This is a genomic window from Bacillus sp. FSL L8-0152 (assembly GCF_038006365.1).
In the GTDB taxonomy this organism is placed as follows: domain Bacteria; phylum Bacillota; class Bacilli; order Bacillales; family Bacillaceae_G; genus Bacillus_A; species Bacillus_A cereus.
On record NZ_JBBOVB010000001.1, the window covers coordinates 1,136,050 to 1,148,424 of the forward strand.

Consider the following 12,375-nt stretch of genomic DNA (forward strand, 5'->3'; position numbering starts at 1 on the left):
AAAGTGGTGTCGTATGAGCGAGTTATTGCGTGTAGAAAATGTTACAGGAGGATATACGAAACGACCTGTATTAAAAGATGTTTCGTTCTCTGTTAATAAAGGCGAACTTGTCGGCTTAATCGGTTTAAATGGAGCTGGTAAAAGTACGACGATTAAACATATTATCGGTTTAATGGAACCGAAAAAAGGAACTGTCACAATTAATGGGAAAACAATTCGTGATGATATGACAGCATACCGTTCTAGTTTTTCGTTCATCCCAGAAACACCTGTATTATATGATGAGCTAACGCTAGAAGAACATTTGAAGCTAACAGCGATGGCGTACGGTGTCGATGAAAAACAATATGAAGAACGTGTAGGACAACTATTACATGAATTTCGCATGAAAAATCGTTTAAAATGGTTTCCATCTCATTTCTCAAAAGGGATGAAACAAAAAGTAATGATTATGAGCGCGTTTTTAGTTGAGCCATCTCTTTACATAGTAGACGAACCTTTCGTTGGATTAGATCCGTTAGCAATTCAATCACTCCTTCAAATGATGGATCAAATGAAAAAGAGTGGCGCCGGCATTTTAATGAGCACACATATTTTAGCGACGGCAGAGCGTTATTGTGATTCGTTCATTATTTTGCATCAAGGTGAAGTAAGAGCGAAGGGAACGTTATCTGAGCTGCAATCACAGTTTAATATGCCAGGTGCAACGTTAGATGATATTTACATCGCGCTAACAAAGGAAGAAGATTATGAATAGCACAGCATTATGGAAAGAACGATTTCGTCACTTTCTAAAAGAAGTTCGTACATATAGTAAATACGTATTTAATGATCATTTGAAATTTATTTTTGTATTTATCATCGGCGCAGGAGCGTATTATTACCAGCAATGGTTACAAACGTTAACACCTTCGTTTCCGACAGCGCTTGTTATGGCAGTGTTGCTTGGACTCGTGTTAACAGCTGGATCCATTCAAACGTTATTAAAAGAAGCGGATCTCGTTTACTTACTGCCAGTTGAAGAAAAGTTAAAACCTTACTTCACCAAGGCATTTCTTTTTACATTTATGATTCAGTTATACATAATTGCAATCGTAGCAGCTGCGCTTGCTCCGTTATACTTCCAACAAATGAAGCAAACAGGTGCTGGCTACATATGGATTGTCCTCGCATTTGTCATTGTAAAAGCGTGGAATTTATTCGTCGCGTGGGAAAAGTCATTTTTAACAGATCAAAATATACAAAGGGCTGATTGGTTTATTCGTTTTATCTTAAACGGTTTATTTGTATATTTCCTTGTAGAACGTACTTCAGTTCTTGTTATTAGCGGAATCGTTCTGCTCATGGTGTTATATCTTGCTATCATGCATCAAATGGTAAAAGGAAAGCCGCTAAACTGGGAGTATTTAATTTCTGAAGAAGGTAAGAAAATGATGCTGCTGTACCGAATTGCGAATATGTTCGTTGATGTACCAGCATTAAAAGAAAGAGTATCACGTAGAAAATGGCTTGATTTCATTCTTTCGATAATCGGCGAAAAGCGTACATATTTATACTTATATACGAGAACGTTTTTAAGATCAGGTAACTATTTTGGATTATATGTGCGTTTGCTCGCTCTTGGAGGAGTTATTCTTTACTTCATTCCATTTTTATATGGGCGATTAATCGTAAGTTTTATCTTCCTATACTTAATCGGCTATCAGCTATTAACTTTATGGAAACATCACCGCATGAAAATTTGGCTTGATTTGTATCCAGTAAAGGTAGATGAAAAGAAGAAAGATTTTCTTACTTTATTAAATGCGATTCTAATCATCGGGAGCGTAATCTTTACAGTTATATTTGCACTAGCAACGAAAGATTTCATGATGACAGGAATTTTACTTATCGTAAGCATAGTATTTAGTATCGGTTTTGTTTACCAATACGGGGCGAAGCGCATTGAGCGTTTAAATTGAAAGGAATGAACCTATGATTACATACGAAGAGAAAGTTATAAAAGAATTGGAGCAGTGGAAAGCTACATTCATGAAAGATTCTTCTATGATGACACGGTTCTCCAAAAAAGTGCAGACGAAAGTGCAACAGCTCATTCCGGGGAAAGTACAAAAAGTGCTAACAGAGACGATCCGGATGATGGTGCAAACAATTAGCGCCGGGTCAAACTTTATAAAGCCGAAGCTAAAAGAGACGACATGGTCACTGCAAAGACGTGACGACGAAGTTCGTAAAAAAATGGATGAGTACAAAAAAATAGCAGCGGCAGAAGGAGCAGGGACGGGAGCAGGCGGTATTCTCCTTGGCCTTGCTGACTTTCCGCTTTTACTCGGCATTAAAATTAAATTTTTATTCGATGCAGCAACATTGTACGGATTTGATACGAGCGACAAAGAAGAGCGCCTTTTTATCCTTCACGTTTTCCAGCTTGCCTTTTCAAGTGACGACCACCGAAAAGAAATATGGAAAGCAATCGAAACATGGGATACAGAAGAAGAAAATCATATGGACTGGGAAAAGTTCCAAACAGAGTACCGAGACTATATCGATTTAGCAAAAATGCTTCAGCTCGTACCCATAATCGGTGCCCCAGTCGGCGCGTATGCGAACTATCAATTACTGCAAAGACTTGGGGAAGTAACGATGAATTGTTATCGTATGCGGTTGCTGAATAGGGATTAAAAAGAAAGCATCCTAAATTTGTGATTTAGGATGCTTTTTTGTTTTAATGATTAATACTTCAAAAGAAGAAGGTATAATTCAGATTGTCTTTTCAGTGTTTTAGGCTGAAATTAGTAGTAGAGATAGAACCGATATTATAATCATCCTTATAATCAATTGAAGTAGTAAATTTCTTATTTGTATCATCTTTGATATGACCAGTTATAAAAATAGTTTCGATATCATTAGAAGGAAATCTATGATTCGTAATAGCCACTTCTAAATTCTCTTTTTCTTTAAAATATTGAATTGTAGTTTCTGTTGCTTTATTAACTATTTGTTGTTCCTTATTCTTTTGATCTATCGTACATCCACCTAAAAGGATAAGTGTAAAGATAAAGAATAATCGTATAGCATATTTTTTCACGAATAATCACCCCGTTAATAGTGCGTTATATTCCTCTTAACTAAATTGTATATCCACAGAATATGGTGTGGCTGGGTATAAAAAAACGGGACTCTAAAGTAAAAAGGTTATTAGTTTTTAAGCTCTAAATTTTTGGTGGTTGAAATAGCGCCGATATGATAATTATTTGCGTATCCAACTGAAGCAGTAAATTCTTTCGTTTTATCATTAGTCACATAGCCTGATATAGAGATAGTTTGAAAGTCTTTTGGTCCAAATTCATGATTAGTAATTGATACATCTAAGCCCTCTGTCTTTTTGAAATATTGAATGGTTTCTTCTTTTGCTTTATTAATTATTTCTTCCTCGGTATTATTTTCATTATTACAGCCTCCTAAGGTAGTAATAATGAAAACTAAATAAAAAAACAATCTTTTATGCAACATAATTCTCCTCCAATCATTGGTTCCTAAGTTAGGGATATATCAAATGTTGTAGAAGAGAAACTTTAAAATGTTTTAATAGGTTCAAATCAATCTAGGTTTTTAAGAATTATTTGAGGGGCTCCTTTTGAAAATAAAAATAGACACCTTATTGTTAGGTGCCCAAAAGTTTGATACATTGCTTCTAAATTTTTAACGTTAGAAGTTGAGCTTATTGAATATTGATATCATCCTTTATATACATATGAAATAATTGGAATTAATATAAAGGGCCAACAAAAATATACTTTATTTTCATATTAATTTCAGTCATCATAACTAATACTTTCAACCTTATTTTTATAATTTATATCTGCAGTTATTTTACGGTTTGGATTATTTGTTACATGACCTAATACAAAAATCACCCAAAAATCTGAGGGGACGAATTCCACTCTTGTCACTGTGACACCTAGCTTTTTATCTTCTTTAAAATGTTGGATTGCGATCTTTTTTGCTTTTTCTTTTAATGCTATTTCATCATTTTTTTATCCAGATTGTATTATTTTTTTAGAGAAAAATTCGTTGAAACAGAACCAACATTATAATTATTATTGTAATCTATTGTAGCAGTGAATTCCTTGCTTGCATCATCTTTGATATGACCAGTTATGAAGACTGATTCTAGATCATTAGAAGGGAACCTGTAATCAGTAATAGTTACATCTAAATTTTGTTTCTCTTTAAAGTAATTAATTGTTTTTTCTGTTGCTTTATCTACTATTTGTTTTTCTTTATTATTTTCCTGCATATTACATCCCCCAATTATTGTACTTACAAAGATAAAAAAGACAAAAAAGGTAATTTTTAGGGTTTTAATTCTCATGTTTACCCTCCGTTAATGTTGTTCTATAATTTAGAATATACTAAATATCCCGAGGGGGGAATACTTTGGATAGCAAAAATACACAAGAAGTGTTAGATTTAAGCTTTTATCGAATGGCTAAAGATGCGTATAAATCAGATAAAGAGTTAAGAAATGAAATTACAGTGAATAATGCGAATGATGATACTTTACAAACATGGAAGGTCCGTGAAACATTCCACGACAAACAAACCGGAATGGATGCAGTAGCCTTTGAACGAGATGTCGATGGGAAGAAGCAAGTTATGGTAGCTTTCCGAGGAACAGAAGGGGATAAAATTATAGAGAAAAACTCTTTAGGCATTCCGATGAAGCCAGGGGAAGGTATGAAGGATTTAAAAACAGATACTAATCATTTTGTATTACGAGAAGGTGTTCATGAACCAGCAGCACCTCCTGTAGCAGGGACTGAGAATGAAGGTTCAAAGAAATATTGGAATGAAGAGAATCAGCGCTGGGAAACACATAATCAATTCGAACAAGCTGAAAGGGTCATGAAACAAGTAACGGATACATACAAGGACAGGGATGATGTAGAGATATATACGACGGGTCATTCGTTAGGGGGAGCTTTAGCGGAGTATGCAGCGGCATCTAATGATAATGTAAGATGTATGTCATGGAATGCGCCGAGTGCAAAACATTTGTTACCGCCTGATTTACAAGAAAGAGCAAATAATGGTGAGTTTAATAATAGAATTGTAAGTGTTGTTCACGGAAATGATTCAATTGGTTATGGACCATTTGGTGCATATGAAAGTCATATAGGATCGACTTATGCGGTAACACCACCAATTTCGAAAGAAGAAATGTCAAAGCTATCATTACAGCAAAAGCTTGGGATGGATGTTACTCGATTTTTAGATTCGATAAGTGGCCCTGGTTATCATTATCAAACAGATAAAAACTTCCGATTTGGGGAGAATGGGTCTTTATCAAATAAATACTTGTTAAATGTAGACACGAATGAAAGAGTTTATGATTCACCGGGCGCGTTATTAGGCGGGGGAGAGATTCGTGTAGTTGTAGAGAATTTGGAAAAGGCCGTAAGAGATATGAAGCGAAACGCGCAAGAATTTCAAGATAGAGTACCGAGGTTAATTTCTAATATGATGACATTATTAGAAACGGCTGAAAGTAGACGGGTAGAAGCTAAAGTAAATAATATACGTGCACATGTAGAGCATTTAAGTTTTTGGTACATACGAACAGCAACGGAAATTTCAGATTTTATTGAGAAGAAAGCCGAGGATTATAAGAAGACGGATCAACAATATTAAGGGAGAAGATTAAGATGCCGAGAATTTACTTAAGCGAAGAAGCATTGAGCCAAGCTTTACAACAATTTGACCATATGATCCAAGATTTAAACCATAATAAAAGAGTGGTAAGTACTGTACATGATTTACTCTTATCAAGCTGGTCTCAACTTGGAGTAGGGAAAAAAGCCATTAGCGATTTAGAATCTTTTAAAAAAGATATTGAAAGAAGAATGGAAGAATTAGAGTCTGATAAAAGAGAGTTAAAGGGTGCGATTGATTTATTAAAAGCGCTAGATCAAAGTTATGATTACATGGGGCCTAAATATTAGATTACAAGAAGTACTCACAACGGTGCTTTTTGTGATTTAACTGGATTAAAGAATATTGTAGTAATTATTAAGGAATATGATCCAGATTCATAATATAGATTGAAAAAGTAATATATAGTTTTGAATCAAACTTGCAAATGATTATTTTTTATTTTACAATTTACTTACCGACCGGTAAGTAAAAATAAGTGAGGTACAGTATGACGAAGAATTTACAAACATCGCAGAACATTGTAGAGGCATCATTTAAACTTATGGCAGAACACGGCATTGAGAAGATGAGTCTTTCCATGATTGCGAAAGAGGTAGGTATTTCAAAACCGGCTATTTACTATCATTTTTCTTCTAAAGAAGCGTTAGTTGATTTTTTATTTGAAGAAATTTTTTCTGGGTATCATTTCGTGAATTATTTTGATAAAGAGCATTATACGAAAGAAAACTTTGCAGAAAAGTTAATTTCAGATGGTTTACATATGCTCTCTGAATATGAAGGGCAAGAAGGAATATTACGTGTTATAAATGAATTTATCGTAACTGCATCGCGAAATGAAAAGTATCAGAAACGCTTATTTGAAATACAAGAAGATTTCTTAAATGGTTTCTACGATTTATTGAAGAAGGGTGTGGAACTTGACGTTGTGTCACAACAGGCAACGGAAGAAAATGCTCATACGTTAGCGCTCGTAATCGATAATATGAGTAATTACATGCTCATGGGATTCCAGTTAAAGTATAAAGAAATTTGGATTCGAAATGTGAAAAACGTCATGAAGGAGGAGTAAAGATGAAAATGCAAAAAAACTGGTGGCTCGGTTTTCTTGGATTTATTGGGATTTATAAAATACCAGGTATGATTGAAGCTTTTCAAGCGGATGGAAGTTGGCTAAAGTTAATCGGTTTCATTTGGTTACTTTGGTTCGGATATTTTATTCCGGAGAAGAAAGAAGATTAAATTTCAATTTTCTGTAAAGTTATGTAAAATATAGATTGAGAGAATTCATATATTAGATTACTAGATTTGGAGTGGTTACATGGATCCATTGAAAAATGAAATTCACCCTGACATGGTCAAGGTGTGGAAAGTTCGTGCTGTAATTGAAGAAGGGATCGGTATACTCGTTATTTTAGCTTACCTTTTCCTCATGATAAAGTTTGATTGGTGGGCGTGGATTTTGTATGTGATGATTGGGCTAACAGTTGTGTTCGCACCATTTGCGTACTTCTTATTCCCGAAACTACGTCAACGTTATTACAGCTACCAACTAAATGAAGAAGAGCTTGAAATTCAGCATGGTCTTTTTGTCGTAAAGCGCGTATTAGTACCGATGATTCGTGTGCAGCACGTAACGATTGAACAAGGACCAATTATGAGAAAATATGGCTTAGCAGAATTACACATTTCAACGGCAGCAACTTCTCACAGCATCCCAGGCTTAACGATGTATGAAGCAGAAATGTTGAAAACGAAAATCGCAGAATTAGCGAAAGTGAGTGATGAGGATGTATAAGAGGCAGCATCCAATCACGATGTTATTAGAATTAAAAATAACAGATTTTATACCACTCATTATTTTCATGTTTAGCTTAAACGGAAAATTCCCGTTTTGGTATTTAATTCCCGCAGCATTTGGTTTACTCACCGTTTTTTCAGCATTTGAAAAATGGTATTACACAACATATTGGGTTGAAAATAACGTATTACATGTGAAAAAAGGTCTCTTCGTGAAAAAGGAGAGCTACTTAAATAAAGAACGTGTTCAAACGATTAATACAAGCTCTAACGTACTATATCAAATGCTCGGTTTAAAAAAAATTCAGATTGAAACAGCTGGTGGGGGCGATGAAGCAGAAGTTAGCTTAGCTGGTATTACGGCAGAAGAAGCGGCGGAGCTTATTACTTTGCTAAATGAGCCAACTCCAGAAGTGAAAGCAGAAGGAACGTTAGACGAAGCAACAGAAAATGTAGTAGAAAAAGAAATTGTTACAGAAGAAAAACAAGCGACAGAATATAAATTAACTTGGAAAGAGATTTTATTAGCATCTGTTACATCTGGTCAATTTGGACTATTATTCTCTTTAATCTTTTTCGTTTATCACCAAGTAGATGAGTACATTCCGAAATGGATAGAGAATGGCGTAAAGTCGTATGTAATGGAACATGATATATATGGCTGGATTTTCATGGTAGCCATGTTACTCGTTCTTTCTTGGATTATATCTACAATCGGTTACGCGTTAAAACATGGCGATTTCACAGTGAATCGAAGAAATGACGAAGTCCGCATTTCGCAAGGATTGCTTGAGAAAAAAGAGCTCGTACTAAAATTGCATCGTATTCAAGGTATTACGATAAAAGAAAGTATTTTACGCCAACCATTCGGTTATTGTGCTGTGCAAGTAGAAGTCATTCAAAGTAAAGGAATGAGTGACGAAAAAGAAAAGGTTACACTGCACCCAATCATTCGAAAAGATCGAGTACAACAGTTACTCGCCCATTTACAATTACCATACGAACTGAATGCAAACATTATTGCATTACCAAAAGCAGCATTACGCCGCTATCTCATTGATAGTTTCATTTTCTTCGCAATGCTAGCAATCCCGTTTATTGGAATAAGTATATACTCTGAAAAGCACTTCATCATGTGGGCATTAATTCCGCTCGCGATCCTCATCTTTACACTTGGATACGCAACATTTAAAACAAATGGTTACAGTGTTAACGGAGAACAAATTACACTTGTCTATCGTAGCGTCGGAAAATATACAGGACTTATTAGAAGAAGACATGTCCAATCAATGGAGAAGACACAATCATATTTCCAGCGCCGTGCGGATTTATGTACGTATAAGTTTTCGAGTGCATCATCTAGTTATAAAATAGAGCATACGAGAGTAGAAGATGCGGAGAGAATGCAGAATTGGTATAAGAAGAAGTTAAGTGAGAAATAACTTGAGAAAGCTTGCCTATTATGAAGGGCAAGCTTTTTTGTTATAGGGAAAAGAGTCGTTTAATCCATATATTAGTACAACTACAGTATATGAAAAAAGGTAATTAGCTTCTATTTAAGGGAAATCTATGGGGTTTTTGATATAAATGGTATACTAAAATATAAATAGTATTAGGAGGTTATATATGATAAGTCAGTTGAAAAGAGAAGCACTTGATGCATTAAAAGGAAGATGGGGATTAGCGGTAGGGGCAACCTTATTAATCGGGATCCTTATTGGAGCTGTTGAAATGCTAACCACAGGTATTTTTTCGATATTTTGGGGTTGGGAAGAAGCAAGTGATTCACTTACAGTAAGTATTATTGTAATGCTTGTTATTGGTCCATTAACAATAGGTGCCTATTATCTTGTTTTAAATGCAATTCGTGGGACTGATGCTCGCATTGGTCATATATTTAGATGGTTTAGCGATGGAAGTAAGTTGATGAAGTCGTTTTTAACATATTTACTAATGTATGTATACTTGACTCTATGGACATTACTTCTTATTATTCCAGGTATTATTAAATCATTTTCTTATTCTATGACATATTTTATTTTGAATGATCATCCAGAATATACAGCGAATCAAGCGATTACTGAGAGTCGTCATATGATGAATGGACATAAAATGGATTACTTTTTACTATGCTTAAGTTTCTTAGGCTGGTTCATATTAAGTATTCTTACTATAGGAATCGGTTTCTTATGGTTAGCACCTTATTTCTACGCGACATCAGCCGCATTTTATGAAGAGATTTCAAAAGAATATTATAAAAAAGAAGGCACTACTTTCTAATAAAACATATAAACTATCTACCCTAAAGAATGTAGGGAGCAGATAGCAGATAGCAGATGGTTTAGGTGTTTTGATATTTGTCCTATTTTCGGGATTCACTTCAGGATAAGGTATAGATTTTTATATAGAAATGCTTCCCTCTATGTTTTATCATAGAGGGTTATTTTTTTATGTAAAAATGATAGGAAATAATGAATAATATATGTAAAGAAAAAAGCGAGGTGAATGAGAGTGAGCAAATTTTTAATACCGTATTCATTTTCTATATTAAGTTTCTTTATTTCAGCAACAGCACTTGATTTATATGATAGGATGGGAAACGATAGTGAGCTGGTTTCGCCGAACATAATTGGAAAGATAATTCAATCTACTGCGCAAATGGGAGTCCTTACATTGTATTTCGGAGTACCAATTATTTTAGGTGGCTGTCTACTTGGTGAGCTATTGTTTAGAGGTATCATTTTACGATTTAAACTAAGCTATATTATATCTTTATTATTATATCTATTTTTAGCTTTTAGTATTGTTTTCGTAACGGTAGGCATTCCAACTACATATGAAGATTCTAATACATTTTTCATGGGGATAACTATGATTTGTGCTGTTACATTCTTTATGGGCCGGAATATATGGGAGAAAAAAGAAATGAATAATGGAGTAACAGAATGAAATATACATGTCCGTGCTGCGGGTATAGAACAATAGAAGAAGAACCACCAGGTACATATGAAATTTGTAATATATGTTACTGGGAAGATGATGAGGTACAGTTTAACGATCCTGACTTTGAAGGCGGTGCAAATGAAGTCTCGTTAAGACAAGCACAGAAAAATTTTATTGCATTTGGTGCTTGCGAGGAATGTTTTGTGAAATCAGTTAGAAAGCCGACTAGCGAAGATGTGAAGGATACTAGTTGGAAGCAAATTAGTTAAATAGATTTAAATAAAAATGTTATTACTCGATGTAACAAGAGTAATAACATTTTTTTTATGTAATGATGAAAGAATTAACGGCGTCTTATAAGGTAAAATAATAAAGATGATAACGTAATAGGTAGGCCTGTTTCCAAAAAGGCTTCTAAATTAAAGGATAGAAAATATCGGTCGTTAAATAACATAAAGAAGAAATAATTGTAGGAAATACCTAACACTATAAATAAAGGAATACCAATTTTTAATTCGTGACTTCCTTTTATTTTTCTATAACAAAATTCGCCTATTAAACAACCGATAAGAACAGGAATACTTCCAAGAATTGAAAGCATAATAATAGATACCCAAATCGGCCCCCATGAATCCGCATAATTTGGAACGCTTGTATACTGTAAAACATTCACAATGATAGAAAAAAACAATAAGCATATTAAATAACTAATAGAAAATTTTTTCAATGGAATCATCCTTATAAAATTTCACTTTATTTTTATGAAAATATAAACCTCTTTAAATTATAGATTAGATGTATAAGGATAATCAATTTTTATACATTTCGTGTTTATGGATATATTTTCGATGAATATAAAAGTATAGATGTATAGTCAATGTTATGTATTTGATGTTATCATATTGAATGATATGGAAATTTTTAATGGAATAAGTAACTAAAAATTCAAAGGTAATGCAGCTTTTGTTGTATAAAGAAAATACTTAGTAGTAATCAACAATATTAAAAATAAGATTCGTATTTATATAAATTTAGTAGAAATGGGGTTTTAAAAAGGAATGAGTATCAGCATAACGCGGCAAAAGATTTTGGCGGCCGCTTCTCAAATTGTGCAATGTAAAGGGGTTGCTAAATTAACCTTAGAAGCAGTGGCAAAAGAGGCGGGTGTAAGTAAAGGTGGATTATTGTATCACTTTGCAAATAAAGAAGCTTTAATAGAAGGTATGATAGTCAGAGGGATAGAGGATAATGAGGGCGCTATTTACAATAAAGTAGCGGAAGACTCAGAGAGGAAAGGGAGATGGGTTCGCTCTTTTGTAGAGGAAAGATTAAGTAATGAGAGAAGAACAGAAGAGTTGTCTAGTAGTATGATGGCAGCATTCATGTTAAAACCTGAATTACTTGAGCCATTACAACAATCATTTCAGCAACTGCAAAAGAATATAGAAAACGATGAGATAGATTCAGTTTGTGCAACAATTATTAGATTAGCAGCAGATGGATTATGGTATTCGGAATATTTAGGGGTTGGCAGACTAAGCCCCGAGTTAAGAGAAAAAGTGATTCAAGCTCTTATTAGTAATTCATATAAATAGAATATACGAACTATATAATGCGAAAACAATTCACCATTACTTATTTAATGTAGTGGTGAATTGTTTTTTTTATTAGAAAAATAGAACAATTTTATAGAGTATTGAATTATAACCGTCCAGACGGTATAGTAATATTTGGTTTAAGAGGAAAATGAAACAAAAAAAGAATAAAAGATATTTTTAGCACACTATTCGAAAGGATAGGCCGCAAAGCTTAGAGTCTACGGTAATACATATTGGTTACTAAGATCGTCTGGTTGCACATTTTTGATGCAACCGGACGGTCTTTTTTTGTTATATAAATATAAAAAATAGGAGGGAA

Annotated in this window: 18 protein-coding genes and 1 riboswitch; of the genes, 13 read left to right on the plus strand and 5 right to left on the minus strand. The window is 34.0% G+C overall.

Going from position 1 to position 12,375, the window contains the following annotated elements; genetic code table 11:
* Window positions 1-13: 13 nt before the first annotated feature.
* From ecsA to ecsC, 3 genes are read left to right on the plus strand one after another with little or no spacing between them, the layout of a single operon-like run.
* Window positions 14-757, plus strand: a complete 744-nt coding sequence (gene ecsA / locus MHH27_RS05745) for an ABC transporter ATP-binding protein EcsA (protein WP_001292598.1) — start codon at window positions 14-16, stop codon at window positions 755-757.
* On the plus strand, window positions 750-1,961 hold the full coding sequence (gene ecsB, locus MHH27_RS05750; protein ID WP_098842324.1) for an ABC transporter permease EcsB: 1,212 nt from the start codon (window positions 750-752) through the stop codon (window positions 1,959-1,961). Before ecsA ends, ecsB begins: the two co-directional genes overlap by 8 nt.
* A 13-nt stretch (window positions 1,962-1,974) precedes the next feature.
* Entirely contained in the window at window positions 1,975-2,682 is a 708-nt protein-coding gene (gene ecsC, locus MHH27_RS05755; protein WP_065228424.1) for an ecs operon protein EcsC, read from the plus strand.
* A gap of 91 nt (window positions 2,683-2,773) precedes the next feature.
* Here the strand turns inward: ecsC and MHH27_RS05760 are convergent, their stop codons facing one another.
* The 4 genes from MHH27_RS05760 to MHH27_RS05775 all read right to left on the minus strand — a co-directional run bounded on the left by MHH27_RS05760 (window position 2,774) and on the right by MHH27_RS05775 (window position 4,375).
* Window positions 2,774-3,088: a hypothetical protein gene (locus MHH27_RS05760; RefSeq protein WP_061660180.1), complete on the minus strand. Its 315-nt coding sequence runs from the start codon at window positions 3,086-3,088 to the stop codon at window positions 2,774-2,776.
* Window positions 3,089-3,198: 110 nt separating this feature from the next.
* Window positions 3,199-3,513, minus strand: a complete 315-nt coding sequence (locus MHH27_RS05765) for a DUF1433 domain-containing protein (protein ID WP_340941895.1) — start codon at window positions 3,511-3,513, stop codon at window positions 3,199-3,201.
* A gap of 302 nt (window positions 3,514-3,815) precedes the next feature.
* Window positions 3,816-3,953, minus strand: coding sequence for a hypothetical protein (locus MHH27_RS05770; protein ID WP_170956945.1), 138 nt, complete (start codon window positions 3,951-3,953; stop codon window positions 3,816-3,818).
* Window positions 3,954-4,051: 98 nt separating this feature from the next.
* Window positions 4,052-4,375: a DUF1433 domain-containing protein gene (locus MHH27_RS05775; protein WP_179877387.1), complete on the minus strand. Its 324-nt coding sequence runs from the start codon at window positions 4,373-4,375 to the stop codon at window positions 4,052-4,054.
* Window positions 4,376-4,488: 113 nt separating this feature from the next.
* Here MHH27_RS05775 and MHH27_RS05780 point away from each other — a divergent pair, with 113 nt between their 5' ends.
* The 9 genes from MHH27_RS05780 (at window position 4,489) to MHH27_RS05820 (ending at window position 10,727) form a co-directional block, all read left to right on the plus strand.
* Window positions 4,489-5,694: a lipase family protein gene (locus MHH27_RS05780; RefSeq protein ID WP_417901932.1), complete on the plus strand. Its 1,206-nt coding sequence runs from the start codon at window positions 4,489-4,491 to the stop codon at window positions 5,692-5,694.
* Window positions 5,695-5,708: 14 nt separating this feature from the next.
* Window positions 5,709-6,005, plus strand: a complete 297-nt coding sequence (locus MHH27_RS05785) for a hypothetical protein (protein WP_340941900.1) — start codon at window positions 5,709-5,711, stop codon at window positions 6,003-6,005.
* 200 nt (window positions 6,006-6,205) lie between these two features.
* Window positions 6,206-6,787, plus strand: a complete 582-nt coding sequence (locus tag MHH27_RS05790) for a TetR/AcrR family transcriptional regulator (RefSeq protein WP_000164846.1) — start codon at window positions 6,206-6,208, stop codon at window positions 6,785-6,787.
* Between the two features lie 2 nt (window positions 6,788-6,789).
* A complete protein-coding gene (locus MHH27_RS05795) occupies window positions 6,790-6,957 on the plus strand; it encodes a hypothetical protein (protein WP_000783806.1) in 168 nt (55 codons plus the stop codon).
* A 79-nt stretch (window positions 6,958-7,036) separates the two neighbouring features.
* Window positions 7,037-7,513: a PH domain-containing protein gene (locus MHH27_RS05800; protein WP_000371357.1), complete on the plus strand. Its 477-nt coding sequence runs from the start codon at window positions 7,037-7,039 to the stop codon at window positions 7,511-7,513.
* The gene (locus MHH27_RS05805) at window positions 7,506-8,957 is read left to right on the plus strand and encodes a PH domain-containing protein (protein WP_086422223.1); all 1,452 of its coding nucleotides are present in this window, start codon (window positions 7,506-7,508) and stop codon (window positions 8,955-8,957) included. The genes MHH27_RS05800 and MHH27_RS05805 overlap by 8 nt, the downstream gene beginning before the upstream one ends.
* A 184-nt stretch (window positions 8,958-9,141) precedes the next feature.
* Window positions 9,142-9,795: a DUF975 family protein gene (locus tag MHH27_RS05810; RefSeq protein ID WP_000625399.1), complete on the plus strand. Its 654-nt coding sequence runs from the start codon at window positions 9,142-9,144 to the stop codon at window positions 9,793-9,795.
* Window positions 9,796-10,026: 231 nt separating this feature from the next.
* Complete coding sequence (locus MHH27_RS05815; protein ID WP_139788855.1) at window positions 10,027-10,464, plus strand: hypothetical protein; 438 nt, start codon at window positions 10,027-10,029, stop codon at window positions 10,462-10,464.
* Window positions 10,461-10,727: a CPCC family cysteine-rich protein gene (locus MHH27_RS05820; RefSeq protein WP_000877837.1), complete on the plus strand. Its 267-nt coding sequence runs from the start codon at window positions 10,461-10,463 to the stop codon at window positions 10,725-10,727. The genes MHH27_RS05815 and MHH27_RS05820 overlap by 4 nt, the downstream gene beginning before the upstream one ends.
* Before the next feature lie 74 nt (window positions 10,728-10,801).
* Here the strand turns inward: MHH27_RS05820 and MHH27_RS05825 are convergent, their stop codons facing one another.
* On the minus strand, window positions 10,802-11,185 hold the full coding sequence (locus MHH27_RS05825; RefSeq protein ID WP_340941904.1) for a hypothetical protein: 384 nt from the start codon (window positions 11,183-11,185) through the stop codon (window positions 10,802-10,804).
* A 331-nt stretch (window positions 11,186-11,516) separates the two neighbouring features.
* On the opposite strand from MHH27_RS05825, the gene MHH27_RS05830 reads away from it, so the two are divergent.
* Complete coding sequence (locus MHH27_RS05830; RefSeq protein WP_000028013.1) at window positions 11,517-12,053, plus strand: TetR/AcrR family transcriptional regulator; 537 nt, start codon at window positions 11,517-11,519, stop codon at window positions 12,051-12,053.
* 172 nt (window positions 12,054-12,225) lie between these two features.
* Window positions 12,226-12,318, plus strand: a riboswitch (cyclic di-GMP riboswitch).
* Window positions 12,319-12,375 lie beyond the last annotated feature (57 nt).